This window comes from Spiroplasma endosymbiont of Halictus nicosiae, from assembly GCF_978018445.1.
Map to the genome: position 1 here is coordinate 1,836,113 of NZ_OZ389573.1, position 25,740 is coordinate 1,861,852.

Consider the following 25,740-nt stretch of genomic DNA (forward strand, 5'->3'; position numbering starts at 1 on the left):
ACCTCTTTATTTTATATATAATAGATTATAAGAAAAAATGAAGGGAATTTGTATAAAAATGAGAAAATTTAAACATTTAATATTTGATGAATGAGATTTATTTAAGGATTTATTATTATTTGATACTTGTAAAAAGAAAAATGGCACAATTAATTTATCTGAAATATGACGACAAACGGGTCGTGGAGTTAATACTGTTAAAAGAGAAATAAATCGATTTAAAAATATACAAGATTATAATCCATATCAAGCACAAAAAGATTATAAACAAAAACGTAAAAAATGCATTAAAAAACTACCTAGATTTACAAAAGAGCAGTTAGATTTTATTAAAATAAGATTTAATAAATACCACGATACACCCAAACAATTAATTTATCGTTATTTCTTGGAGTTTGGTGTTAAATTTCCTGCTTGTGTTAAAACATTGTATAAATGAATTCGCTTAGGTGAATTTGGATTAAAAAAAGAAAATTTACCCCATCGTGGTAAAAAATATAAAACAAAAGGAAAAACTGATAATCGTGGTAAATTAATTAACTTTAAATCAATTTGAGATATTGAAAATAAAGTTTCTAATGTTGGATGATTTTAAATGGATACTGTTGTAGGAAAAGACCATCAATCTAGTAATTTAGTTTTAGTAGAACAATCAAGTAAAAATTATTTTGTAATGAAATTAAAAAATAATACTGCTAATGAAGTTTTAGAAAAATTTAAAGATATTACTAAAAATAATAATTTAATTGGAAAAATTAAAGGAATAATAACAGATCGTGGAAAAGAATTTAGTAAATGAAAAGAAATGGAAATATTTGCTGAGACACAAGTTTATTTTTGTGACTCCGGTAAACCACAACAAAAACCATTAATTGAGCATATGAACGGTGAATTTAGATATTGACTTTCTAAGGGAATTGATTTTAATAATATTAGTCAAAAAATGATAGATTGAGTAGTTAATGTTATAAATGATAAACTCCGACCATGTTTAAATTGACTAAGTGCAAAGACAATGTTTTTACAAAATTTTAAATAAATTTATTAGTTAAAATTTAATAAATTATTTTTTAGTGTGCTTAAATATGAATAAAATAAGATAAAATTACAAAAATTTAATTTTTTCTGAAAAAGTTGTTGCAATTTATTAAAAATATTTTATTATTAACTTAACAAGATATAAATTTGCCGTTTATATCTACACAGCGCCTTACTAAACAAAATTTAGAACAAATTAAAGAAGCAATTTTAATCTGACAAGAAAGAGAGGAATGAGAAAATGCCACAAGAAACTAAAACAAAAACATTAATTGAAAGTATTGGAGAAATTCAATCTGATATAAATCTTTTTGTTGGTAAAAATGCCAGAAATGAACATAATAATTATAATTATTTTACAGAAAGTGACCTCTATCAAACTTTAAAACCACAATTACGTAAACAAGGTATAACTTATACTATTCAAGCAGTTGGAGAACCAACTTTTACAGAAACACAAAGTAGTAAAGGTGGAAAATTAACAAATTATTATTCAAAAGGATTATTAACACTTTATAAAGGTAGTGAAAAATTAGAATTAGGAATTATTTTATCAGCACAAAATTCAGATATTGTAAAAGCAATTGGTAGTGCTTTAACTTATAGGGCTCATTATTGATTATGTAAAACTTTTGGAATAGCAACCGATGAATTAGACCCTGATTCTACTGAAATAAGTAAAGAAAATAGTAATCAAGTTATTAAAGAAATTATTAACAATTTAAATCCAAATTGAATGAGTGAACAGCATTTTAATAATATTAAAGATTTTATTACAAATACAAAAATAAAACAAGATATTATTTCAAAAGGTAAAAATTGATTAAAAGAAGAATTAAATGTTGAAAAATTATCACCAGTTCTGATTAGAAAACAAAGTGAAGATTTTTATTATCAATTTAAAGAAAGATTTTTAAGATAATGATAAAAATTGGTATTGACCCATCAGGTACTGGTACTACTGCTATTCTTATATATCAAGATAATATTTTATTAGACAAAAAAGAAGTTATAAATAAAGATTGAAAAAAACATTATGAATTTATTTATGATTTAGTAGATAAATATTATTATGCTGATGATGAAAATAACTATTTAATTCTTGAAAGTTGCACAGCAATTGTGAATATTGAAAATTGCTTATACACAAATGCTAATGGTTCAAAAGACCGCGATGATTTATTAAGATTATTAGGAGAAGCAGAATGATATTTTACTGAATGAGAAATATATATTAATTGAATATCACCACGCCATACTAAATCAGTTGTTAAAAATATAGAAAATTTAAGTAAATATAATTGTATTCAAGAATTTAGTAAAGATAATAATTTAACTTATCAATATGGTAAAGGTTGAAAATATAATAATGAAAAAATATCTCATCATATAGGAGATGCCATTATTATTGCTAATTATAAGGGTTAATATTATGAAACATTCATTTAATCAAAAAACAGGAAAATATTATTCTTGCAAAATTCGTAATGTTAATATTTACTTAAATGAAAATGAAGAAAAAGTTTGAAATGAATTCAATGACTTTACTTATTCACAACGAATAGAATATCTTATTAATTTTTATATAAAACACAATAAAGGCGTTGATAAACATGAATAAATATATTTTATGTTATCGTTCAGAACAAGGTAATCGCCCTTGTAAAAATCCCCTTGGTGAATATATAACTGGTACTGATATTGAAGATGTAAATATCAATTCAACCTGAGACTGAGAATATTTAATCAATAAATATGGTGAAAATAATTTAATTATCTTAAAAACAAATAAAAAATAACCTTAATTGGTTATTTTTTTAAATACTATTTGTTAGTTGTCTAATAGCATCTTTTTGTTCTTGTTTTTTGTTGTTTACTTTAACTTGCTTTTTAACATTTTTAATTTGACCTATTTTTAATGCTAATTTTGTTGCATATTCAGGTCCTAGTAAATGTTTTTCGTGGGCAATAACAGCAGTTCTTAATTCTCTAATTTCTGCTTTATATTTTTTAATTTTTTTAGCAGATAATCCAAGAATACCAAGACTACCCATTCCACCTGCACCTGCTAACACAAGTAAAGCAATCATTAATGTTTCATTCATTTTATTTAATTCCTTTCTTATCCTTACTCAAACAGTGGCCATCTATCCTTTCAGAACAAAATAATTTATAAAATAAACTATATAACCACCCAAAAATATCAACCGCCCCTATATATAGTCTATTTTAATAAAATTTAATTATTATTGTTTATATTTAATTCTTGTTTATTTTCTTCTTGTTTTTGTTTTTTAATATTTTCATTTTGTATATTTTTTAATTTTTCTTCTGTTATGCCATCTAAATTATTTCATTGTTTTGCTATTCGTGGTTGAATGACACACGGATTAATACGGCAGTCCAAACAATGTCGTAAATGGTCTTTTTTTTATTTTGATTTATCAATTCAAATGATAATTAAAGAAATTATTAAAGTAATTAAAGGTAATATTGTAAATACTAATCCCGTTTTAGAAACTTTTAATCGTGGAATATCAATTTTCATATCTACTTTTGGTTTACTACTAGCAACAAATATATCCTGAATTCCGTGTGTAAATAAAGGTGTTAATAATATGGCAATTCCATTACCTCAATATTGACCATAATTATATCAATTAATATTATCTTTTATTGCATTAATCATGCCATATTCTAATCAACAATTTAATGCTAAAAATATCAATGTATAAAAACTAACTACTCAACTACGAATTTTATATTTCCTTTCTCATTCTCTAATATCTTTATGAGTTCAATTATAAGTCGGAATAGGGTCTTTTTTAAATCAATTTCAAGGTAAGGCATCCTTTAATCAAGTTGTTTTATCTTGTTTCATAATTATTTACCTCATTTAATTTTTTATTCATTTTTATTTAATTCTAATCATTTTTTATTAAATAATTCTTTAATATCATTTCTATTATTTGAAATAATTCTTCATACTGGGTGTTTTTCAAGTAAGTTTAATTCATTAATAGTTGTTGCACTATTTATTTTTCTTATCACTATATCATAAGAATCCGATGTTTCTTTTGAAAAATCAGTATCCATATCACGATTATAAATAGAATGTGGTTCATCTGACATTAATTCGCTATTATTTATTAATTTTCTTTTAATTGTTAAATCTTTAATAACAATATTATTTGTTTCATTTTTAATTGATCCATCTTGCTTAATCATTATTCTTTCATATGAATTATCTGCTAAAAATATAAAAATTGATTTTTGTGATATTGTTTCAAAATAATATGTTACAAATTTATTAGCAGATGCATAATCTGTTATTGAAATTGATATTTTATAGTAATATTTTTTTAAATCATAATTTGGAATTTTAAATGTTAATTTTTCGTTTGCTTCTGGATAATTAATTAATTCTCAACTATCATCATTAATAGGTATATCACCACTACCTAATAATGAATTACCATTAATAATGAATTACCATTAATAGTTTTAATATTTGTTCCACTTATTAATTTATCTTGTTTAAGATTAATATCTTGTGATGTTTTTACAATATATTTACCATCAACTTTTTCAATATAATTTTTATTTAAATCACTATCTTTAATAATATTTGTTGGGATATCACCACCTTGTTTTGTTTTTCAGACATTATTTTCATAATAAATACTATCATTATCAAATGGAACAATAAGTTTAATATATTCGTTATAATCAATTTTAGAAAAATCATTAACAGTTGGATAAAAAATATTTATTGAATTATCTGTTTGCAATCGTTCTTTTAATCAAAATAATAATGTTGGATAAAAAGTTTTTTACTAATATGTTTATATTCTTCTCATGGATGAGAATAATTATCTAAACTATAATTATAAGGTCTAGATACTGTTTTACTAGATATAATATCAATAATTTCACCTGCTAATTTTAAAGCATTTTTAACATCACGAGTAATATTTTCATTTGCCTCAGGGTCATTAGTTTGTGAATATGCAACTCCACCTTGTGAAAATGATGCACTACCAGTTAAATCATTTACTCCTTTTGGTAAATATCAATTAATAACTGCTAATAAACAAGCAGATTGAATATAACTTAATCATTTATCATATTCAATTAAACCAGTATTATCTTTTTTTACTCATGGAAATAAATCTTTTTTATTAATTTTATCGGAAATTGTCCCACCTCATAATCTATCCATTCATAAACTAGTTTTTAAAATAGCATTATAAATTAAATTATCATTATAAGCAGATTGTTTTCTATCATTAATAGGTTGTCAAAGTTTACTTTCTTTAACATCTTCAACTGTTATAAATAACAAATTACTTAAATTATTTTCCATATAAAACACCTCTTAATTGATTACGATATTTATTTTTTAAATTACTTGACTTATAACTATTAATTCTTGTTCTTCTTTTCTTAATTGTTTTAATAGTTTGATTAGTTTTCTAAAACATATTTTTAACTGGTGTTTTATATAAATTCTTAATATTTTTAACATCACTTCGACGTTCACGATACCATTTTTTATTATTAATTTCACCAGCAAAATTAAAATTAAAATGTCCAATCTTTAAATTATTAATAAAGTTTTTAATTTGTTGTAATTTTTGAACTGTTGGTAATGTTAATTTAGTAGTTCCTTTGGGGTATTTTTCTTTTAATGCTTGCGGTAATCGTTTTTTAATATAATTTCTTAAATGACTAGGTAATCATTTTCTTAATCAATAACGTTAAAATAAAGTTCCTGCATTAGATACAGCATTACTTAATAATTTTCAAATTTCAACTGGAACACTAGGATAAACATATGGACTATAAAATTTCGGATGTTTTGCTGTTTTTGTATATATTAAAATAGTTAAATTACCTGTTAAAGTTAACTTATTTATAATATTAAATATACCACTATCAAGTCAACTACTATTTAAAGGTTGTCAATTAGTATTTAAATAATTTTCATTTTTAAATTGTTCTCTATTTTTAATATTATTATCTTTTTCTAATTGACTTAATATTTGTTGTATTTCTTTTTTATGACCTTTTTTAATTAAATCTAAATAAGTAAATAGATTTAATCACTGATAAATATCTTCAACTTTATTTGTAATTTTATTATATTTATCACTAATATAATTAATTGGCTTTAATATTTTATTTTTAACTTGATTAACTCTATTAATTAAATTTACAAATTTACTTATTAAAGGTTTATTTTCTAAATTAGATACTAATATAGTATCCATATTAATTGGATAAGCTCATACTTGTTTATTAATAATTAAACCATTTACATTAGTAAAATTATAACCTTTATCACGATTAACTTGTCCTTTTGTATATGTTTTTTCTAAATAAAAGCTTTTTGATACTGGAATACCCATTGCAGTATTTTCATATAATTCACCATTAACCATTGCTTTTAATTGAGCTTGTGAACCAATTACTTTTAAATAAGCAGGTGTTAATCCTAAATATTCTCTTCGTCCTAAAACCATAAACATTTTATCTGTTGGTAAACCAAAATATAAATTACTAATTTGATTTGTTAATTCAATCAAAGTTTCATTTAATGTAAAGAATGCTTTATTTGCATCATCAGCATTTTCAGCTATATAACTACGAAATGGAATTACTTCATATTGACCATCTGCTAAACAATAATCATAAATAGCCTGAATTAATTCACATTCTAAATTAACAAATTTATTTTGTTCTATTAATGCTAAGTCAAAAGCTTCATTCATTAATTTTAAATTAAATCTTTTATTAATAGGAACTGGAATTCTTGTTAATCCCATTGTTTGAGTTGTCCCACCATTTGGTAATGAATAATCATCTTGTCATACTACACGATGAGTTAAATTATATAGTACTTATCCTGCATTTGGTAATCAAGCAACTTGTTCTGCGGTTGCTGTTGCATACTGCATAATACTTGCATATTCATTATATAAAGGTCCACGCAATAATGCATTAACCATATCAACATAGGCTTTTTGACCTGTTGTATTACCTTGTATGTAAAAGATACTTGTGGCAAATTAATTGTTGCCATAATATTTCACTCCCTTATTATCTAAGGTTTTTAAGTGTATAATCAGTTATTTTTTTAATTTCATCAGGAGTATATGCTCCTTTTTCTTTAATAGTTTCAATTTCATCATTCTTATTTTCAGTTGATTTTTCAATCATATCTTAATTTGTTTTGTTTCATTATGAAATTCATTTAAAATATTATCTGCAATTTCTTCACTTAAACCTTGTTCGATTAATTGTTCTTTTGTAAGTGCCATTTTATAAACCTCTCTTTTTTTATTCTTGTTCGAATAACAAGTCAGCATAAGTCTTTTTTACGGAAAAAAGATTAAACCTATGCTTTTAATTATATACCAATAGTTCACAATTACAATATATTTTGTATACAAATACTAAACAAATAATATAAAAGTATTATAATGAAATTGAAATAATTATTTATTAGTATATAACATAAGGCAAGAATAATGTAGGGTCATTTTATTTTTTATTTAACTAAAATAATAATATCATACTATTTTACCAATACAATACTTTAATACAAAAAAAAAAAAAAAATAAACTTAATATATTTTATTGCTAATTTAGCCCTTAAAACGCGTAATTAAGAGTATTTTAAAAGATAAATTTATTAAAATAAGCGCTAATTTTGCTTGTATATATATATATATACATATACAATACTGGTAAATCTTGATAAAAGGTTTCAAGATAAAGAAAAGGAGAAAAACAAGTATGAAAAAATTACTTAGTTTATTAAGTGTATTAACAATTAGTGGAAGCGCTGTACCAACAACAATTGCCGCTAGTCCTTATCAAAAAGAAGAAACTAAATTAGAAAATAATGAAATTAGTTATTTACAAACAAATAATTTAAAAAATTTAAATAGAGTTAAAAGACAAGAAATAACATATCCAATATTAGAAGATGTGTTAATTGATTTAAGAAAAACTAGCATGAAAAAACCAATGCAATTTCAAATAACTGATTCATGGTGTGTTATGGCAATTTTAAAAAATATATTTGATAATAATATTCTTAATAATAAAGATCTTAAAGAAACGGAACAAAAAGAAATTGTAAGTTTTTTTCAAAAAAATGAAAATGATGGTATTTCATTATCAAATGTAATTGAAATGTTAAAAATAAACCCGATAATTGAGAAAAGTTTCGTATTTAATTTAAATAAAATTGATTTAAAACAATTATTTTGAAATAGATTAAATGATATAGAAAAAAGAATGTGGATAAGACATTTAATATGGGAATCTCTTTCTAGACAAACTCCTGTTATATTTGGTGGTTTATTTAATGAAGAATATGATGAAGAAGAAGAAGCATATAATAGCAACCCTCATGCTGCATTAATTGTTGGAATCAAACCAAATAAAGAAAATATACTTGAAGATACTTATTATGTTAGAGATCCATTAAGAGACAGTGAAGCTGAATTTATTATAGATCAAACTACAGAAATTTGAATGACAGGGGAACAAATTTTTAATATTTTATTTAATCAAATAGAAAACGGTAGCGTATTAATACATGAAGATGTTTTTCAATTATTTTGTGAAAAAGCTATTAGTATTTTTTCATCAATTTGAGAAATGGCAGAACCAGAATTAATAGCAGCTATAGTATAGTGGAATTAAAATATGAAAAAATTATTAAGTATCATTAGTACAATATCATTAGTAGGAACAAGTACCACAAGTTTAGTTGCTTGTAATACACAACAAGAATATACACCCGAAGAATTAGCAAAAGAAAAAGAAAAGAATAAAATAACTACAAAAGATGGTATTTTAGAATGAATAGTGCCCAAAGAAAAACCATTTAAAGAAATTGGCAATAATAAATATTATTTTATTATATGAAAAGGCCTAAAATTAGATAAATGAACATTAAAAAAATATAAAGATGTTGGTTTAGACAGAACCAATAGTTTAATAGATAAATCATATAGTAATGCAGAATTACACAGAGTAAGTAATGATTTACATACAATTGCAAATAAAGAATATAGTAGTTGAAATAAAGACGATGGAACTTACTTTAAATCAATCTATCGTTGAAATGGTGAAGAACAAAAATTACCCGACTTAATAATTGATAATGATGGTAATGTAAAAGTTAACGGAGAATAGAAAAAGAGATTTTACATCTCTTTTTATTTTTATCTTGGTTTAATTGTAATTTTAACTGTACTATCGCCTTTATTTCTAATTCCCAAAACATTTGGATTAGAAACATCTATTGTTATATCTTTATTATTACCCCAATAATCTCAATGGGTTTTTGAAGTACCTGCTAATTTGGCAAGTATGCTTTTTGATATTCTAATTTTTAATTTTAAATCATTAGTATAATATGCTTGTAGTTTTGTTTTTTTAATTTCATCTTTATCAGTATTAGATAATTTTGTTATTTGAAGTAAAAAATTAAAGAATATATTTTCTCCCAAAGGCTTGTTTGTTGAATATATATTTTGATAATTTCCACTTGGTAAACTATTAGTATATGCAATAGGTTCAAATGTTTGAATTTCATTAGTTATATTTTTTGTATATAAAGTTCTTATATTATCAAAATTAACTTTATCTGTTTCTGAACGACCACTTTCTTGTAAAGTTATATTTGCTAATGACCCCAAATCATCACTACAAATACCTATACCACCTAAAATATTAATATTTCTATCAGGAATAAAATTTTCTATATTAGGTGGTTTACATTCTACTTGTAAATTATTAAGATTACTTATTTCAATAGTTTTATAAGCATCTTGAAATTTACTAATACTTTGAATTGTTGGGTCAATTTGTTTTAAATCAATTTCAATTTCATAATAAGCATTCTTAAATTCATCAGAAAATAAATTATTAAATGAATCTTGTTTACATTGTGCAGATGCAATAATTTTAGTTTTTAATGATAGTACTACATCGGAAGGCATAATATCTTTGGTATAAGGTTTATAGTTATATGGAACTGGTGGAAGAACATATTGTGGGTAATTAAATGTTGGTATTTCATAATCATGTGGTAATAAGAAACTAGTTTTATAATTCGTTCTCATATCTCGTAAATAATTATTTAATACGCTTTTTGTTTTACCACAAAAACTTCATACTGATAATTTTAAATAATCTTCTTCATTGTTAGTATATGGGTTATCAGCATAAAAGATAATTTCAAAATTACCTTTATATAATGCTTGTATTGAAAACATATGAATAATATAACTACAATTTGTACCATCAGGTGTTTGTAAGAATTCGCAATCATTATCTTTTTCACTATCACTAACTGGTGTTTGAGCATCTACTGCTCTTACTAATTCATTAATTAAATAAATACGATTAGTTTAAGGGTTTAATTGTTTTAAATTATAAGTTGAATAAATTATTCGTTCTGTTGGTTTACCATCTTTTTCAAAAACATTGCCTTGTATTTTATCAGTTAATAAAGTAGTAAAACTAAAACTAGTAGCATTAGCACCAATCATAGCACCAATTTTATCATTTCCTTGTTCTCTAAATATTTCAAATGGTAAATAACCTTTACCAGCAGACTTATCACCTCAAAAGGGCATCATTATAAAAACTATAAACATTAGCACTCATAAAGCCATTAAGTCATGGGAAATTAGGTCATTTATCATCTTGGGTAATTGTTAAATTACCAATTCAGTCCCAAGGAATACCAAACGAAACAAAGTTTAAAAACTTTCCAATAGCAGGTATCGTAAAAGGATTAAATACTAATTTTTGCGTATAGTTTAAAGGTAATACTGTAATTTGGCGATTAATAAAATTATTCATATTTAAAATATCTCAAACATTACATTTACCCATTTTATTATATTCAATTTGAACATTACCAACTGTATTACCGAATTCATCTTTTCTTCTAAAATATGATGAAGCTTGGGTACTAATAATATTATTAATAGTTCCACTATTTACTTTTACTTTATCTGGTGGAGTAATCATTCAATTTTTAGACCAATAAGGCTTAAAATTTTTGTCTTCTTCCTTAATAGTTGTTCCAACAGTCGGATTGGTTGCTGTTGAACTTGCTTTATCTGTTATTATCATACCCTCATTATTTTTTTCAATTCAAAAATCAGACATTGATTGAATATGTTCTTTTCAATCTTTATATCCAGTAATAATAGTTGGTTGAATACCTTGAATGTTATATCAACTTACTTCGGGTGAAGCATAAGTATTTATTTTATCAGGTGGTGCAGGAAATATGTTATACATTAATAAATCACGAGAATTCATTACTTTTTTATTAAATTCACCTTTAATAATTGGTCTCCCAATAACAAGCATATCAAAAAAGATAGGATTACCATAAAATTTAACTGCCACTGCTATAACCCCTGGGTCTTTTAATAAAATCTCATCTAATTCAACAATACCTTTATTTAGTTTTTCATCATAAGTTATTTTTGAAAAACAATAACCTTCACCTGATAAGCATCTCAATATTTACCAACTTTTACCTCTTTTGTATAAAAGTTATTGGCTTTATTATCATTATTCATAAAATAACTTAATTTATATTGATTTAAGTATTCTAACATTCTATTAATATCATAAATATTTTCACCATCAATTAATTTTCAATAAACATTATTATTTTCATCTTTTAATTTTATAGCAAAAGGTGTTTCATTATTTGCTCATATTGTTGAATTAATAGGTTCTTTATTAAAATCATCAATCGTTAAGATAGTAATTTCTTCACCTTTATATTTTTGGACTATTTTTAAACTACCTTGTCATTGAGCAATCGTACTTTCCATATTATCAAATATTCTTGAATAACTACCATAATCACTTGGTTTAGCATTATTAGGTTTTCAACCTGTTTCAGTATCAGGAATATATGAACTATAAACATTAAAAGGAAATACCATTCAATGTCTATGTTCTTTTATACTTTCTCTTATATCTATTGCAGTAGCACCTGCTCCTGTTCTTAATCATTGCATAGCTGCTGGACTAATTTTTTGCATTTATTAATTCTCCTTAATTTCTGTTCTACCTTGTACGGCATTTTGATTATTACCAGTTTCATCATATTCTAGTAATTTATTATTATGTTCAATTTCTTTGGCTTGCATTTTATCTTGTCATTTTTCTACTTTTTCAAAATATTTGGTTGCTTCTAATTCATCAATATTATCATATTCAGTTATTGCTCTTATTGGCTCCATTGTGCCATTTTCTAATCTAGCAGTAATTAATTCATTTTGTCGCATTTGGTCTATTAAACTAGCACTAACAAAATCAAATCCATAAGGGCGTTCACCATTTCCATCTCATAAACCATAATATTTTAAAACAGTATCAAACATTTTAGTATAATATTGTTTACGATATGATTGTAAATATGCTTGTTTTTTTAAATCTTTGGTTTTAGTTAATAATGATTGTGTTTTATTTTGGTCATTATCTGATTTATCACCAAAAGGACTAGAAAAATGACATGCTAAGTATACTTGTTCAATAATAGATTTTTGGTCTTCGGTATATGTTTCTAAGGTTGGTGTACCTTGTACTACTTATAAAGATTGGGATAATTAACCATCTACTGTTGATGAACTTGATTGAACAAAAATATCATCAAATACATCTTGTAGCACTTTTTTATTGCCTTTGTTATAAGCAGTCATTAAATCATCACTTAGTATCCCATATCAATGCGTACGATTTGCATATCTTTCTTTTGATTTAATATTAAAACTATCTTCTAAATCAAATTGTAATTTATAACAATTTGCCATAGTTGGTCATGGATTTAAAGTGGTTGATGTTGATAAAAATAAAGGATTAGGTTCATTTATAATTTCTCAAAAGGGGACTATACCTAATTTATTTTTAAATTCTTGTACTAAAACAGGTCTAACATCATCCTTAATTTGTGTTTTACTTTGACCAAGAACTACTTCATTATTTTTAGGTCAACCTTTAATGACTATTTTATCTTTGGTACAAATTAAATTTAAAATAAAACCACTATCTGATTGATGATAATTTAATCAAATATCAGCACCCTGTTCAATTTCATTTATTTTACTTACACGAGATGTAAAGTTAAAAGGGTTAATTCATAAATCAATATTGCCATCACTAGTTTCTAATAAACCAAAGATAGTTTTACCCATTAAACTTGCTGTTAATTCATTCTTATCTAATTTTTCTTTTATTTTATAAGTTTCATATCATCAATTTAATTTTTCTAAAATGTCTTTACGATGCGACTTAAATAAAATATCTTTACCATTTATTAATCGCATTTGATGGCGAGCAATAATATTTGCTAAATTAATAGTTCAATCATAATTATAGAATTTTAAAACACTATTAATAAACTAGGTTCATTTGCTAAAACTTGTACAAATACTTTAACTTTTTGATATTTTTTAATATATTCATTATATAAATTTAATTTACACATTGCTATATTATCTTTTTTTAATTCTTGACAAAGTCTTTTTTTAACTTGTCCACAAACAGACATATAAGGTCTTTTTGCATTTATTACACGCTCATCATGTATTACATAAATATCTTTTTTCATTAATTTATTCACTCCCTTTGTTGTCATAATTTATAATCTGCTGAACTATTATGCTTAACCATTGGTATTAATTCAAAATGTAAAGCATAAAAATCACTATCAAATGTATCATCATATAAGTCTAATACTTTTTCTTCTCTTGCTTCAGGCTTATCTTCTCATTGTATTAATTCATATTGGGTTTTACTTACAGGACATTTTTCTCATAATCATTTTAATTGATTAGTATTTATTAACATTGTGAATGCCTCTACACTATGTCTTACTTTAAATTTTTGTTTTTGTGCTGGTTTAAATGTCATATATTGACCAAAAGAATAATTATATTTTTCTCGGTTTAAACTTTGCAATGTTGAATAAGCACTATCAACAACATTAATTGATATTCCTTGTTGTATTAAATTAAAGTATTGATTTAATTGATTGTTATAAAAATCTAAAATATCTTTAACTTGTTCTAATTCAGTTTTAAATTGTTGTGTAGCATTTGAATGAGTATATTCAGCAACTTTATAGGCTTTTTTATCAAATGAGTTATATATTGAAAAACTAGCTGCTGTTGTATGTCCTTTAGAACTAGTAGCATTAGCAATATCAACACCACCTAATAATTTAGTTGGTTGAATAATATCTGTTGCTTGCATAATATCAATATATCTAACAAAAATTGACCCACTTGTATTGCCAGGCAATCCTCAACTCCATACTCTTGCTCTTTCAATATCTAACTGTTCTAATCTTAATTGTTCATTAACTTTATCTTGTGGTAATTCATAATTTAATCTTCAACTAGAATAATGAATAATAATTTTCATATTTCATTTTTCAATATATTTAATTTGCTCATATTTACTACGCATTATTTCTTCATTAAAAGGTAATAATTCATTACAATAACCAACAATATATCTTTTTAAACTTTCAGGATTACATGTATTAATTGTTATTTTATTTTGATAACCACGAATAGCAAATTCTAAATCACTTAAATCTTTTTGTTGAAATTGGTCACATTCTTCTCGTCAATCAATAACTAATTTATATTTATTCAAATCAGCAAAGGCTTTTAATTTTTCTTTCCGACTTGGTGAATGCAATCCTTTACAATATATTTTGCTCCCATTTGATAAAGTAAAAGTAAAATTTGATAAATTTATATTATAAGGAATATGATTTTCATCTAACATATTTCATATATTTTGAAATACACTATCTTTTAAATCTTTACTCCAATACATACTAGCAATGATACAAATTGGTTCTTTAATTAATAAACTAATTTTTAATAATTCACCAAACATTTTAATATTTGATATAGTTTTACCACTATATCACGTCCCAATTTGATTAATTTCATTAACTAATTCATATTTCTTAGTAAATGGATATTTATTACCAATACTACTATTTTGTAACAACCAATAAGGCGTTTCTAACAAATAAGTAAAATGATTAAGCATTATTATCACTTTCTTTTTTAATATCTCTAATATCCGTTTGTAAATTAACTATTATTGGTTGTTGATTATTTAAGTTTAATTCTTGTTCCAACTGTTTTTCTTGCAGTGAATATTTATAATTAAATGCTCGTTGTCAATATAATTTAGCACCATCAGGTGTTTTCATCATAAAGTTAATTATTTCACTTTCTATTCTATCAACTTGTTTTTCAAGCAAAGGAACTATCTTTTCGCTCGCATAAGTATCATATCTTCACTTGCGAGAAAGATTGAATTCATTGGTTAAATTGTTCAAAGTATATGGTTTATTAGGTGATTTATTTTGCCAAAATTCATCTATTTTACGATAAAATGTTCGTAAACTTGCTGTTTTTGGATTAAATTCTTTCATTTTTTACTCCTTTATATGGTTAAATATAAGTAGAGAAAAACATGTACTGAAGAACTTGATACGGTTCTTTTTTTATTATTTATAATTTTACATCAAAATAAAAAAAGTAAAGTAATTTACTTTTTTCAGTTAAATTAATTTGCTAATAATTAAAAATTAAATTATAACACAATAAATAAAAAATAATATCTTTTTTTGCATTTTTATTATTTTTGTGTTAATGTGTAGAACTAAGGAAAGAGGGTAAAAAAATGATAAATATTGATAACAATTTTTTTAAGAATTTTAATAATTTGTTATATATACAAAGTATTGAAATTATTCAACAAAATTTAGAAGATTGTGATGAATGAATTTTAAAAAATTATAAAATTGATGAAACTTTAAAAAAATTTAAAGATTATAAAGTAAAAGAAATAAAACCAAGAACATTAACTATTTTAAATGGGAAAATAACTTTTAAAAGAAGAAAATATTATAAAATTAATCCAGAAACAGGTAAAGAAGAATATATTTTTCCTTTGGATAAACTTTTAGGAATTGAAAAATAACAAAGAATAGATAATTCTGTTAAAGAAAAAATATTATCATTTGAAGAATTATTAGAATGTTTAGAAAACAGTGCTTCTTTTATAAAAGAATCAAAAATGAAATTCTTAAAAGAGACAATTAAATTAATTAAAAATAATGAAGAAGGTGTCAGAAATCAAACATTATGAAATAATATTGGTTGTCATATTGAGGGTGATATATCACATTACTGTAAAGGTGTTTTAGTTAAAAAAGCAACTTATCATGAAAAAACTCTTAAAAATAAATTAAATACTAGTATGATGAATTTTAAAAATAAAATTAATTTATTTAATACTAAAATTTGGATCATAATCTAATAATTAATAAGTTAATTCATTTTCTCATTCAGCTGTAAATTAATTATATTTTTGTCATGAATTACCAGTTGGATTTGTATTATCTCATAAGCAAGCAATAGCATCCATTTGTTCTTGTTCTGTAAACATTTCTTTAATAATTAAGAAACATAATTCAGGTCTTGTTAAAGCAGGTAATGAAAATAATACACGACTAGTAAATGCAGGTTCTTGTGTATCATTATCAACATAACTAAATCTCTATGAATAACTAATGCTTCTATTTTATTATTAATAGATAAATCAAAGCCACGAGTTCTATTCATTCCTTGTAAATTAATCTCTAATTGCCTATCTGATGTTTTACCATGTAAAAGTTTAATATTTTGACCAAGTCATAATGATTTAGAAACCATATAACCTAAAACTTTATCTTGGAATAAAGTACCTGTTACCATTGTATTTGCTGAAATATTTTCACCGATTAATTGAGTATATGCTCGTGTTAAATCTAGATATGAATGTGGTTCTCATATCATTTCTCAATCACTAGTATTTGTACCGATTTGAGATGCATTAATTTTTCTTGTTTCATCTGTCATACGATGTCCTAATTTATACATTAAATCTAATGCATCTTGTTGAGTTTTAATTTTAGTTATATTATAAACAAAAGCATAATCTTTATTAAATTTAGATCTAGCAATATAATTATCAATTACACCTTTTAAAAAGTATAATTCTAAATTAAACATCATATTTTCTGTAATTGAACCAGTTCATTTTGCTACTAATTCACCGCGTAATGATGGGCCAGTATTTTTTAAACGAGATAAATCAAATCTTCTTCATTGTGTTTTTAAACCAATAGTATGATCAATTACTAAACGACCACGCTTAGCATTTTGATTTTGTTTTGGGTTTCCTTTTTCGTGGTTTCATTCTGAATCACCATAAAATAATCGTTCAGGTATTGTATAAATTGCAACTGCATAATCTGCACTTTCCATATTAGGACTTGATTGTGCTGTTGCTGTTAAACGATGAAAAGTATAATAATCAGGATTTGATAAAATATCTTTTACTCGCATTTCTTGTGCTGATAATAATAAATGTCCTTCTTTTGTTAAATTTGCTACACCATTACCAATAACAAATCCCTCATGTAATCCTATAATTGATGCCATATTTTATTTTCCTTTCTGATATTCTTTTTGAACTAAGTTTTTAATTCTTTCATTAATAGAAATATTATGATTATCTTGTAAATTTTCTTTTATTTTTTGTGATAATTCTTCAATAAACATATTTTCATCTTTAATTTGAATTTCACCATTCATTAGATTTTTCATATCTAATGTAGGTTTTTTCTCAACTAAATCTTTAAAATTAGTTTTAATATATTCCATATCTTTACCACTATTTAATAGTTCTTCAACTAATTTACGATTTTCTTGTGGTACTTGTGATAACTCATATTCTTTTATTTTTGACTGATAATTATTAATTTCTTTTAAATATTCTTTTTCAGTTTTTGATTTTATACGAGTTTCTGCACTTGGTAAGACACTAGATAATACTTGTTTTTCTTTTTGTTCTAATAAAGCATTAATTTCATCTTATGTCATATTTTCTTTATATTCATATTTAAAGTTTGACATAACTTTAATCCCTCCATTATTTTTTTATAGAAAATTTTAAAAACTATCGTCACCATCTTACCATCATTTTAATTTTTGTAAACTTGTGTATATTTTTTCTTAATTTCAGTTCTAGTTTCTTCAATACCTTTTTTAAAACCTTTTTCATATTGATCTAAATATTCTTTTTGATTATTAACACCATAATCATAAGTTTCTTTCATTAATTCTTGGAATATTTTAATATGTTCTTCACACGTAGGAACATAAATACCATTTCAATTTTTACTTACTTTTTAAAAACACTCTTTACCATCAATTATCATTCAACAAATATTTTTATTTATTCGCATTTTTTCAATATTTTTTTTAATTTGTTTCTTTGCCATAATTAATCTTTTCCTTTCAATATTTTCTCTGCAAATTGTGAAACAGTTTCTATTGCTGTATCTTTATCTACTTTTTTAATTTCTAAATCTTTAATAAATTTATTTTCAATTCTTTCATAACTATTATTTGCTTTTAAATATGCTTTACACATAAAGATAATAATTAATCTTCCAATAGATCAAATAATTAAAGGCATTAACCCTAAAATAATAAATACAATACCTAATTTTCTTTTTCTAATTAAATGATTACCTTGTGATTTAATATTTTTATCTATTTTAGGTTTACGACCAATTCACATTAAAATACCTTGAATACCTAATAAAGTAATATGGCCAAATCCTAAACCAATAATATTACTTGATGACATAATACTATCTCAACTAAAACCATCAAATTCACCACTTTTAACTGCTCAGGTTCAATCTAATTGCAAAAAATGTATTATAAAGTAATGCCCATCATAAATAAGTAAATTCACTCATAAATCTATCTCACTTAAATAATATATATTCTTTATAATTCTTTTTTTCTAAATCAATTACATAGTTATTTTTATTTCAAAATGCCATAATTTTAATCTCGCTTTCCGAATTGTTTACTTATTAAAAATGGATTATCTAATGTTTTAATAAAATATTCCATTATATCCATAACAGCATAAGTCATAGCATCAAAACCATCATCAAATAATTTATTATTTTCTAATTTATAAGTAGATTTATTTGTAGGTGGTTTTCTTCATTCCATTTTTAACATATCCTTAAATAACTTTGGTGTTAATCGTTGACTAATTTGTAAATAATTCTTATTTAGCAGGATGATTATAGCATGAATTCTATCAGTTCTATATCAAACATCTTTTACTACTGGTTTAAATCTTAATCAATTAGCTCAGGATAATATTGTCGCCGAATATTGTTTAATGTATCAATAGAAACTAAACCACCATTTCCATAGTCAACATTTACATCTAAACCATCTTGTAAATAATCTCATTTTATAGAAGCAGTTATAAAAAAGTGTACTATTTCAAATAAAATCTTAGTTGTATCTTTATGTATCATTTTAGCATTACTATGTTTATATTCCATTAATGGTGTCATTTTTTTATATTCTCTATCTAATCCCATTAAAATAGCATGAGTTGCATGTCCCAATGAACTATCTGCATAACCTAAATTTAAACCTGCTTTAAAATTAACTGGTTCAAAATCGTATAATTTACTAAATAAATAATTAGCAAAAATACTACCATCTAATGCTCCAGGCATTCCAATTTCTCATACATCATATTTTTTTAGGTCATTCTGCTTTTAATTTATATAATTTCATTAATTCATCATAGTTTAAATTATCTTTATTAATTAAATAATTAGTATAATGATTAATTACTTTTTTATCATATGCTTTTTGTCCTGTTTTATGATCTAATACTGGAACTATTAATTTAGATATTTGTTCTCCTTTACTTTCCAATTCTTTACGATTAAAAGGTAATAATTTATTTAAATAATCTATATGATCTTGATAAATACTATCAGGGTTAGTACTTGTAATTAATATTAATTTTTTATAATCACGAACTGCTTGCATAATTGCTTCTTTTTCTGATTTACTAAATTCATTAGCTTCTTCAAGCCAAATAATACATAAATCAGCACCATTTGCTCGTGCTGTTCCTTTTTCCCTAATACTTGCGATGAATTGCTTTTTCTAGCCCCTTGTAATTTAATAAAACTACCATTAGGAAATGTTCAAGTAGGTTTATTAAATCTAGCATTATATTGATAATGATCACCTTTTCATTTTTTAGTAGGATTAAGTATTAAACCAACTTTATCTAAGGCATCTTGAATATCTTGTTGCATTTCAGCAGTATCTGCACTATTTAATCTAAAACCATATATTGCTATTTTTTTATCTTTATTTGCTAATACAATACAACTTAAATAATGCTATTAATTCATCAATAGAATATGTTTTACCTGCTTTACGACTACCTGCTAAATTAATCTCATCTGCAATATACTCTGTATTATTTAATAAACTAACTACTATTTCATTAAGATAACTATATTCATATAACATTGCCATTATATTTTTCTCCTATCTGTTATGTTAATTACTGGTGGAGCATAATTTATTTCAGTTTCATTTTCACGACCATAATACTGTGCATATACCGATACACCCCCCTTAGTTTCGTTTAAGAGATGTAATTTTATATTATTTTCCTAATATTCTTATTTTCATTTTAAGTTTATTAAATGCTAATAAATTAGTGTCTTTTAAGTCATTATATTCATCTTCTTCTAAATTACAAAAGATTAATAAGGTTTCTTTTGTGGCAAGTTTGATATTATTTTCTTTACAATATTCATCAAATTTTGTTAATTTTTGCTTTATTTTTGTTAAATTTGCCATTATTCATCACTTTTTATCTACTTTTGCCATTTTTTTACCTCTTTTTGTCATCACCATTCTACAAAAAAATATCAAAAAGTAAAATAAATTAAAAAAAGACTTTTTCAAGTCTCTATTTTTTAGTAATTTTAAAATAAGCGATTAAGGGCTAGTAAATCCTACTTGTATTAAATTACATCACCATCCTATCATCATTTAAAGTATTGTCAACAAAATTTTAATTTTTAGTGTATAAATATTTTAATAGAAAGGGCTAGGTTGTCTTATGAAAAAAGAAAAGAAAAAATTTAAACATTTTAATTTAGCAGAAAGAAATGACTTAAAAGAATATTTAATATACGAAAAATTTAAAAAGAAAGATAGCACACCTAATTATTCTAAAATAGGAAAAGTAATGAATAAAAGTCCTAATACAATTAGATTAGAGGCTAAAAGACTTAAAGAAGAATACGATCCTAAAAAAGCGAATGATGATTATAAAAATAAAAGAAAAAATCTATAAAATATACTACAATTAGAAAAAAGTTGTAAATCATATAAGAAAAATTTTAAGTAAAAGACGCTATTCACCAATGTTAATTATTTTTGAATATGAAAAAAAGTATAATGAAAAGTTTCCATTTTCACATGTGACACTTTACAAATATATTGAATATGGAGTTTTTGATGATGAAAATACTGAAATTAAGAAAAAACTGCCATTTAAAGGTAAAAAGTTTAAAACAAAAAAGAGAAAAGATGATCGTAGTCAATTAACTAATATTAGATTTATTGAAGAAGCAGAACATGAAAAAGGTACTTTTGGTTGATTTCAAATGAACTGTATAGTAGGTAAAGACCATCAATCTGCTTGTTTAACTTTTACAGAAGAAAAAAGTTTATATACGATTTGTTTTAAATTAGACCACCATAATTCAGAAGAGGTTAATAAAGCCATTAAAAGTATTTTTAAAAATAAACTTTAATAAGGAAAATATAAAAGGAATAATAACTAATCAAGGTAAAGAATTTAGTAAATGAAAAAAATTGAAAAGATTACTAATACAAATGTATACTTTTGTGATGCTGGAACTCCAACACAAAAACCCAAAGTTGAAAGAATGAATAGAGATATAAGGCGAGAATTACCCAAAAGTACTGATTTTAGAATTATTAAACAAGATAAAATAGATTGAATAATTAATACAATTAATGATAAGATAAGACCTTGTTTAAATTGAGAAACACCAACACAGTTATTTAATAAATATATTAAATAAATTTATTAAATAAAAAAACTTAATAAATTATTTTTTAGTGTGCCCAAATATACTAATTTTAAATAAATTAAAAAAATAATTTTAAAATACTTACAAACTTATTTTTAAGTGCTATTATTTTAATTAATAAGAGTAGGAAATAACTAATTGCATTTACACTATACAAAGTAGGGTTAAAAGTAATTAAAATAATTGTTAATGTTTTTTCTCTTATTCATGTATTTTTTAATTATGTTTGTTTTTATAAAATCACTACTTAATAAAAAAGAAAATATAAACTATGAAAAAATTTTTATCAATCGTATCAATTTTTAGTTTAACAACAACTGGCGCAACAACATTAGTTGCATGTACCAAAGTTGGTGATAGCAAAGATGAGAGTAACAACTCTGAAAGTAACAATGATTTAGCAAAAATTAAAATAATTGAAGCACAAAAAGAAATGACTGTTATGGACCCAATAGAGTTACAAAAGCTGAGATTAAAATAGTATTAGATCCAATTGTTTTATCAACGGTACAATGAATTAATAAAACGGCCACAACAGCTGATTTTACTTATGATGTTTTTAAAGATAAAGATGGCAGTGAATTAGAAACTGTTAATTTACAAGATAGTAAAGTTGATGTTTATGTTCAAATTGTTGCAGCGCAGGATAGTATGGTTATTATTGGCAATACCGGATATATTAAAGTAACTTTACCACAACTTACAAAAATAGAAAAAGTCGATATTTCTTCTCGCGAGGGTACTATTCCATATAGTGCTTTAGAAATTAAAGCAGCGAATCCAAATGCGACAGCTATTAATGAATTAGAAAAAATTAATATTGAAGCAACGCTTGTTGCTAAAGTGCTAAAAATTGTGAAAGATATAGTATAAGCAGTAACTGCTGAGGATTATACAATTACAAATAATGCTCAGCCAGGTGATTATTCAAAGCAACAAGAAGTCATAATTTTAGTTAAAGCAAAAGACACTTCAAAATATATTTCTGGAAAATTTGCTTTTAAGGCTTATGTAAAAGCTATCAAATAATATTTTCATTTTATTAAAAAGATTAACACGATAAAAAGTTAATCTTTTTTATTTCATATGATAATTTATAATAAAAATTATTTTGATTTTAAATTTTAATTTGTTGCAGTTTATATTACAGTTTACATACTAATAAAAAATAAAAAAAATTTGCTAATTATAAATAGTTTTTCATAAATTAATAGTATAATTTAAATACCTTAAAGCACAAAATAATTTATTTTAATCAAAAACAGCAATCATTAGGAGGTTATAAGATATGGCCAAACAAAAGTTAACTAAATAGTATTATAACAATTTAAAGGTTAATAATTGAAATTTATATGTTGCTGTTTCTGAACAAGGTGTAACTTTTATTGGTTCTAATAACAAAGGGTTTAATGAATTAGAATCTTGGTTGAAGAAAAAGGGACCAAATATTTTATTAATTGCTGATCAAGAAGGAAAAACGAACCTTGTTATGGAGCAATTAACGGAATATTTAATCGGAAAACGAACATTTTTTACTATAGCGTTTGATTTCACTGGTACTTTGTTTCAAAAAAAGGTTTGAGCAGAAGTTGCTAAAATACCATATGGAACAACAACTTGTTATGCTGATATTGCACAAAAAATTGGACATCGGCAAGCAATGCGAGCTGTGGAGACAGCAATTGGCAATAATGCCATCACAATTCTTGTTCCCTGTCATCGTGTTTTAGGCAAAAATAATGCTTTACGTCGCTATCGTGGTGGGTTAGAAATGAAAGCATCGTTATTACAATTAGAAAATATTTGATAATTAGTATTTGTTATTTTAAATTTATGCTTTATTAAAAGTAGTTTTTATTACAATTAATTTTATTTTTAATTAGTATGTTGGTTATCAACAATAAATTTTTAATATATTAAAAGGAGAAAAAATTATGGGAAAGTTTCATACAATAGCAAGTAGTTTATTAGTGTTTGGAACTATTAATATGACATTTGTACCTACTTCTAGTTTTATTAATCAAAAGGGATATATTACAGAACTATCACCAACAGCAGTTTCATCACTTGACGAAGATGATTTTATTTATTCAGGCTATTTATTACAGTATTTTATTTATAAGTCTTCCAATATTGACCAAAACAAAACAGTAAAAATGATAGAAAACAATATTGTTGCTAATAAAAATATAATTTATAATACTAAAACTAATATTAATAATGTGAGAATCGATACGAAAGAATTATTTGAAATGTCATTAATGGCCTCGATTATTAATACTAGTATTTATGGAATGAAAACTTGGAAAGAATTTTTTTCCGAAGCATATTCAAAATGAATGACAATGCCAAACCAAATGAAAAATAAAAGCTGAGAGATTTTAAATAATTTTTTTATTGATATTTATACTCCGCTTCAAAAAGAGAATTTTGGTTCCCGAATTACTTCTTTACAAAAACAACGTGCTAAAATTGATCAGTATGTTGCAAAGTCAAATATTAGTTATAATACTAATTTAACAACTAAACCAATTAATGCAGTTGATTTAAAATATTTTTTGCCATCTTTTGAACTTGGTTTACAACAATTAATTCCCCAAAATAGGAAATTATGAGCACGAAATTATACTTTTAATGCTCTTAAAACAAGTTTAATTATGTGGCAGTCAAGTAGAATGCAAGATATTGAAACTGATAATGTTAGTTTTGACGGAAATATTCTACGAAATAGCATTATTAATAATGGTAAGCACGATTTAACAGCGGAATTAGGAAATATGATGAATGATTCATATACGCGAGCATCACAATCAGCGATTATAAAATTTGAAAATTTTATGAATACTAGTAAACAGCAATATTATTCATCATTTGATAAGTTAGATGAAGATTTAAAAAAGATAACAGAATATGAAAATAATTATTATCATGAAAAAGGGAGCACTATTTTCTTAAAAGATAGCGTGCAAGCAATGCAAAAATATTATCAATTAACTGATGAACTGACGGAGTTTCTTAAAGAACAAATTTTAAATTTATTTAATATGACTTATGCAATAACTGGTGACAATTTTAAATATTTTTTAACTGGATTTTTATTTTCTCCTGATGCTCCATTGTTAGAAGAAGGTAGACAAACAGCAGCTTATACAAATTATTCTTTTCAATTATTACCAGGGTCAAATCGTTTTATTTCAACTAGATGGGCTTATATCGTTATTTCTGCAAAAGAATTTGATAATGTTTTGCAGGGAAAAACTATTTCTGAATATTTAATTGGATGATGAAGCTCACCAAATGTTTTTTGTACTTTGAACCATGAGATGGGGCATGCTGTTGATGCTTACTATGGAATGATTAAAGAAGCACGAAATGTTGCATCAAAATATTTTAAGAATCTTGTAAATAGTTTAGGAATTAAAGGGCAATATATGGGTAACATTTTTGGCTATGATGATATTGCAAGTTATAATCAAAAGGTTAACATTATTAAAATTATTTTAATTATTATGTTTGGTGCTTTTTGCACAAGTATTATTATTGCCGTTGTTTGAGGTACTAGTCGTAAGATTAGACCTCAAAAGAAATAA

The 25,740-nt window shown here is 24.1% G+C and carries 38 protein-coding genes and 3 pseudogenes; 15 read left to right on the forward strand and 26 right to left on the reverse strand.

What is annotated here, in order from left to right; genetic code table 4:
• The first annotated feature begins 58 nt into the window (after positions 1 to 58).
• The 5 genes and pseudogenes from ACZ91P_RS12440 to ACZ91P_RS12460 all read left to right on the forward strand — a co-directional run bounded on the left by ACZ91P_RS12440 (position 59) and on the right by ACZ91P_RS12460 (position 2,837).
• Positions 59 to 1,039, forward strand: a pseudogene (locus ACZ91P_RS12440) (IS30 family transposase).
• 240 nt (positions 1,040 to 1,279) lie between these two features.
• Positions 1,280 to 1,960, forward strand: coding sequence for an ERF family protein (locus ACZ91P_RS12445; RefSeq protein WP_465156582.1), 681 nt, complete (start codon positions 1,280 to 1,282; stop codon positions 1,958 to 1,960).
• Positions 1,960 to 2,466, forward strand: a complete 507-nt coding sequence (locus ACZ91P_RS12450) for a hypothetical protein (protein WP_465156584.1) — start codon at positions 1,960 to 1,962, stop codon at positions 2,464 to 2,466. The genes ACZ91P_RS12445 and ACZ91P_RS12450 overlap by 1 nt, the downstream gene beginning before the upstream one ends.
• A gap of 4 nt (positions 2,467 to 2,470) precedes the next feature.
• Positions 2,471 to 2,659: a hypothetical protein gene (locus ACZ91P_RS12455; RefSeq protein ID WP_465156311.1), complete on the forward strand. Its 189-nt coding sequence runs from the start codon at positions 2,471 to 2,473 to the stop codon at positions 2,657 to 2,659.
• On the forward strand, positions 2,652 to 2,837 hold the full coding sequence (locus ACZ91P_RS12460) for a hypothetical protein (protein ID WP_465156313.1): 186 nt from the start codon (positions 2,652 to 2,654) through the stop codon (positions 2,835 to 2,837). The genes ACZ91P_RS12455 and ACZ91P_RS12460 overlap by 8 nt, the downstream gene beginning before the upstream one ends.
• Before the next feature lie 18 nt (positions 2,838 to 2,855).
• Here ACZ91P_RS12460 and ACZ91P_RS12465 read toward each other — a convergent pair whose 3' ends face one another.
• From ACZ91P_RS12465 to ACZ91P_RS12495, 7 genes are all read right to left on the reverse strand, one after another.
• Positions 2,856 to 3,143: a hypothetical protein gene (locus tag ACZ91P_RS12465; protein ID WP_465156586.1), complete on the reverse strand. Its 288-nt coding sequence runs from the start codon at positions 3,141 to 3,143 to the stop codon at positions 2,856 to 2,858.
• 134 nt (positions 3,144 to 3,277) lie between these two features.
• A complete protein-coding gene (locus ACZ91P_RS12470) occupies positions 3,278 to 3,445 on the reverse strand; it encodes a hypothetical protein (protein WP_465156588.1) in 168 nt (55 codons plus the stop codon).
• Positions 3,446 to 3,469: 24 nt separating this feature from the next.
• Entirely contained in the window at positions 3,470 to 3,919 is a 450-nt protein-coding gene (locus ACZ91P_RS12475; protein WP_465156590.1) for a hypothetical protein, read from the reverse strand.
• Positions 3,920 to 3,942: 23 nt separating this feature from the next.
• Complete coding sequence (locus ACZ91P_RS12480) at positions 3,943 to 4,266, reverse strand: hypothetical protein (RefSeq protein WP_465156592.1); 324 nt, start codon at positions 4,264 to 4,266, stop codon at positions 3,943 to 3,945.
• 233 nt (positions 4,267 to 4,499) lie between these two features.
• A complete protein-coding gene (locus tag ACZ91P_RS12485) occupies positions 4,500 to 4,829 on the reverse strand; it encodes a hypothetical protein (protein WP_465156594.1) in 330 nt (109 codons plus the stop codon).
• Between the two features lie 8 nt (positions 4,830 to 4,837).
• Positions 4,838 to 5,404, reverse strand: a complete 567-nt coding sequence (locus ACZ91P_RS12490) for a hypothetical protein (protein ID WP_465156595.1) — start codon at positions 5,402 to 5,404, stop codon at positions 4,838 to 4,840.
• A 394-nt stretch (positions 5,405 to 5,798) separates the two neighbouring features.
• A complete protein-coding gene (locus ACZ91P_RS12495) occupies positions 5,799 to 6,866 on the reverse strand; it encodes a hypothetical protein (RefSeq protein WP_465156597.1) in 1,068 nt (355 codons plus the stop codon).
• Between the two features lie 973 nt (positions 6,867 to 7,839).
• On the opposite strand from ACZ91P_RS12495, the gene ACZ91P_RS12500 reads away from it, so the two are divergent.
• Both ACZ91P_RS12500 and ACZ91P_RS12505 read left to right on the forward strand, forming a co-directional pair.
• Entirely contained in the window at positions 7,840 to 8,748 is a 909-nt protein-coding gene (locus ACZ91P_RS12500) for a hypothetical protein (protein WP_465156599.1), read from the forward strand.
• Between the two features lie 12 nt (positions 8,749 to 8,760).
• Positions 8,761 to 9,252: a lipoprotein gene (locus ACZ91P_RS12505; RefSeq protein WP_465156601.1), complete on the forward strand. Its 492-nt coding sequence runs from the start codon at positions 8,761 to 8,763 to the stop codon at positions 9,250 to 9,252.
• A gap of 29 nt (positions 9,253 to 9,281) precedes the next feature.
• Here ACZ91P_RS12505 and ACZ91P_RS12510 read toward each other — a convergent pair whose 3' ends face one another.
• The 9 genes from ACZ91P_RS12510 to ACZ91P_RS12550 form a co-directional block, all read right to left on the reverse strand.
• The gene (locus ACZ91P_RS12510) at positions 9,282 to 10,337 is read right to left on the reverse strand and encodes a hypothetical protein (protein WP_465156603.1); all 1,056 of its coding nucleotides are present in this window, start codon (positions 10,335 to 10,337) and stop codon (positions 9,282 to 9,284) included.
• 135 nt (positions 10,338 to 10,472) lie between these two features.
• Positions 10,473 to 10,721, reverse strand: a complete 249-nt coding sequence (locus tag ACZ91P_RS12515; protein WP_465156605.1) for a hypothetical protein — start codon at positions 10,719 to 10,721, stop codon at positions 10,473 to 10,475.
• Positions 10,681 to 11,604, reverse strand: coding sequence for a hypothetical protein (locus ACZ91P_RS12520; RefSeq protein ID WP_465156607.1), 924 nt, complete (start codon positions 11,602 to 11,604; stop codon positions 10,681 to 10,683). Before ACZ91P_RS12520 ends, ACZ91P_RS12515 begins: the two co-directional genes overlap by 41 nt.
• Positions 11,562 to 12,137: a hypothetical protein gene (locus ACZ91P_RS12525; RefSeq protein ID WP_465156609.1), complete on the reverse strand. Its 576-nt coding sequence runs from the start codon at positions 12,135 to 12,137 to the stop codon at positions 11,562 to 11,564. The genes ACZ91P_RS12520 and ACZ91P_RS12525 overlap by 43 nt, the downstream gene beginning before the upstream one ends.
• A gap of 3 nt (positions 12,138 to 12,140) precedes the next feature.
• Positions 12,141 to 12,479, reverse strand: a complete 339-nt coding sequence (locus ACZ91P_RS12530; protein ID WP_465156611.1) for a hypothetical protein — start codon at positions 12,477 to 12,479, stop codon at positions 12,141 to 12,143.
• Positions 12,480 to 12,704: 225 nt separating this feature from the next.
• Complete coding sequence (locus tag ACZ91P_RS12535; protein WP_465156613.1) at positions 12,705 to 13,421, reverse strand: hypothetical protein; 717 nt, start codon at positions 13,419 to 13,421, stop codon at positions 12,705 to 12,707.
• Between the two features lie 56 nt (positions 13,422 to 13,477).
• The gene (locus ACZ91P_RS12540) at positions 13,478 to 13,732 is read right to left on the reverse strand and encodes a hypothetical protein (protein ID WP_465156615.1); all 255 of its coding nucleotides are present in this window, start codon (positions 13,730 to 13,732) and stop codon (positions 13,478 to 13,480) included.
• Positions 13,705 to 15,165, reverse strand: coding sequence for a PBSX family phage terminase large subunit (locus tag ACZ91P_RS12545; protein ID WP_465156617.1), 1,461 nt, complete (start codon positions 15,163 to 15,165; stop codon positions 13,705 to 13,707). Before ACZ91P_RS12545 ends, ACZ91P_RS12540 begins: the two co-directional genes overlap by 28 nt.
• Complete coding sequence (locus tag ACZ91P_RS12550) at positions 15,158 to 15,556, reverse strand: hypothetical protein (RefSeq protein WP_465156619.1); 399 nt, start codon at positions 15,554 to 15,556, stop codon at positions 15,158 to 15,160. The genes ACZ91P_RS12545 and ACZ91P_RS12550 overlap by 8 nt, the downstream gene beginning before the upstream one ends.
• 251 nt (positions 15,557 to 15,807) lie before the next feature.
• Here ACZ91P_RS12550 and ACZ91P_RS12555 point away from each other — a divergent pair, with 251 nt between their 5' ends.
• A complete protein-coding gene (locus tag ACZ91P_RS12555) occupies positions 15,808 to 16,107 on the forward strand; it encodes a UPF0236 family transposase-like protein (RefSeq protein WP_465156621.1) in 300 nt (99 codons plus the stop codon).
• Between the two features lie 96 nt (positions 16,108 to 16,203).
• On the forward strand, positions 16,204 to 16,446 hold the full coding sequence (locus ACZ91P_RS12560) for a hypothetical protein (protein WP_465156623.1): 243 nt from the start codon (positions 16,204 to 16,206) through the stop codon (positions 16,444 to 16,446).
• 164 nt (positions 16,447 to 16,610) lie between these two features.
• On the opposite strand, the gene ACZ91P_RS12565 is transcribed toward ACZ91P_RS12560, so the two are convergent.
• From ACZ91P_RS12565 to ACZ91P_RS12610, 10 genes are all read right to left on the reverse strand, one after another.
• Positions 16,611 to 17,612, reverse strand: a complete 1,002-nt coding sequence (locus ACZ91P_RS12565; RefSeq protein WP_465156625.1) for a hypothetical protein — start codon at positions 17,610 to 17,612, stop codon at positions 16,611 to 16,613.
• 3 nt (positions 17,613 to 17,615) lie between these two features.
• Positions 17,616 to 17,834: a hypothetical protein gene (locus tag ACZ91P_RS12570; RefSeq protein ID WP_465156627.1), complete on the reverse strand. Its 219-nt coding sequence runs from the start codon at positions 17,832 to 17,834 to the stop codon at positions 17,616 to 17,618.
• A 320-nt stretch (positions 17,835 to 18,154) separates the two neighbouring features.
• Positions 18,155 to 18,289 carry a hypothetical protein gene (locus ACZ91P_RS12575; RefSeq protein WP_465156629.1) on the reverse strand — a complete coding sequence of 45 codons (135 nt, stop codon included), beginning with the start codon at positions 18,287 to 18,289 and terminating at the stop codon, positions 18,155 to 18,157.
• Between the two features lie 167 nt (positions 18,290 to 18,456).
• On the reverse strand, positions 18,457 to 18,936 hold the full coding sequence (locus tag ACZ91P_RS12580; protein WP_465156631.1) for a hypothetical protein: 480 nt from the start codon (positions 18,934 to 18,936) through the stop codon (positions 18,457 to 18,459).
• Positions 18,937 to 19,031: 95 nt separating this feature from the next.
• Positions 19,032 to 19,205: a hypothetical protein gene (locus tag ACZ91P_RS12585; protein WP_465156632.1), complete on the reverse strand. Its 174-nt coding sequence runs from the start codon at positions 19,203 to 19,205 to the stop codon at positions 19,032 to 19,034.
• Between the two features lie 131 nt (positions 19,206 to 19,336).
• Positions 19,337 to 19,729 carry a hypothetical protein gene (locus tag ACZ91P_RS12590; RefSeq protein WP_465156634.1) on the reverse strand — a complete coding sequence of 131 codons (393 nt, stop codon included), beginning with the start codon at positions 19,727 to 19,729 and terminating at the stop codon, positions 19,337 to 19,339.
• Positions 19,707 to 20,111: a hypothetical protein gene (locus ACZ91P_RS12595; protein ID WP_465159000.1), complete on the reverse strand. Its 405-nt coding sequence runs from the start codon at positions 20,109 to 20,111 to the stop codon at positions 19,707 to 19,709. The genes ACZ91P_RS12590 and ACZ91P_RS12595 overlap by 23 nt, the downstream gene beginning before the upstream one ends.
• Positions 20,021 to 20,326 (reverse strand): hypothetical protein, encoded by a 306-nt coding sequence (locus tag ACZ91P_RS12600; RefSeq protein ID WP_465156636.1) that lies wholly within the window; start codon positions 20,324 to 20,326, stop codon positions 20,021 to 20,023. The genes ACZ91P_RS12595 and ACZ91P_RS12600 overlap by 91 nt, the downstream gene beginning before the upstream one ends.
• A 55-nt stretch (positions 20,327 to 20,381) precedes the next feature.
• Positions 20,382 to 20,552 carry a hypothetical protein gene (locus tag ACZ91P_RS12605; RefSeq protein ID WP_465156638.1) on the reverse strand — a complete coding sequence of 57 codons (171 nt, stop codon included), beginning with the start codon at positions 20,550 to 20,552 and terminating at the stop codon, positions 20,382 to 20,384.
• 132 nt (positions 20,553 to 20,684) lie between these two features.
• Complete coding sequence (locus ACZ91P_RS12610; RefSeq protein ID WP_465156640.1) at positions 20,685 to 20,912, reverse strand: hypothetical protein; 228 nt, start codon at positions 20,910 to 20,912, stop codon at positions 20,685 to 20,687.
• A gap of 235 nt (positions 20,913 to 21,147) precedes the next feature.
• On the opposite strand from ACZ91P_RS12610, the pseudogene ACZ91P_RS12615 reads away from it, so the two are divergent.
• From ACZ91P_RS12615 to ACZ91P_RS12640, 6 genes and pseudogenes are all read left to right on the forward strand, one after another.
• Positions 21,148 to 22,141: pseudogene (locus tag ACZ91P_RS12615) on the forward strand (IS30 family transposase).
• A 280-nt stretch (positions 22,142 to 22,421) separates the two neighbouring features.
• Positions 22,422 to 22,631: a lipoprotein gene (locus ACZ91P_RS12620; protein WP_465156642.1), complete on the forward strand. Its 210-nt coding sequence runs from the start codon at positions 22,422 to 22,424 to the stop codon at positions 22,629 to 22,631.
• Positions 22,632 to 22,801: 170 nt separating this feature from the next.
• Positions 22,802 to 23,023, forward strand: coding sequence for a hypothetical protein (locus tag ACZ91P_RS12625; RefSeq protein ID WP_465156644.1), 222 nt, complete (start codon positions 22,802 to 22,804; stop codon positions 23,021 to 23,023).
• Between the two features lie 15 nt (positions 23,024 to 23,038).
• Positions 23,039 to 23,179: pseudogene (locus ACZ91P_RS12630) on the forward strand (hypothetical protein); the annotation flags it as partial.
• Between the two features lie 397 nt (positions 23,180 to 23,576).
• A complete protein-coding gene (locus tag ACZ91P_RS12635) occupies positions 23,577 to 23,960 on the forward strand; it encodes a methylated-DNA--[protein]-cysteine S-methyltransferase (protein WP_465156646.1) in 384 nt (127 codons plus the stop codon).
• Positions 23,961 to 24,084: 124 nt separating this feature from the next.
• Complete coding sequence (locus ACZ91P_RS12640) at positions 24,085 to 25,740, forward strand: hypothetical protein (RefSeq protein WP_465156648.1); 1,656 nt, start codon at positions 24,085 to 24,087, stop codon at positions 25,738 to 25,740.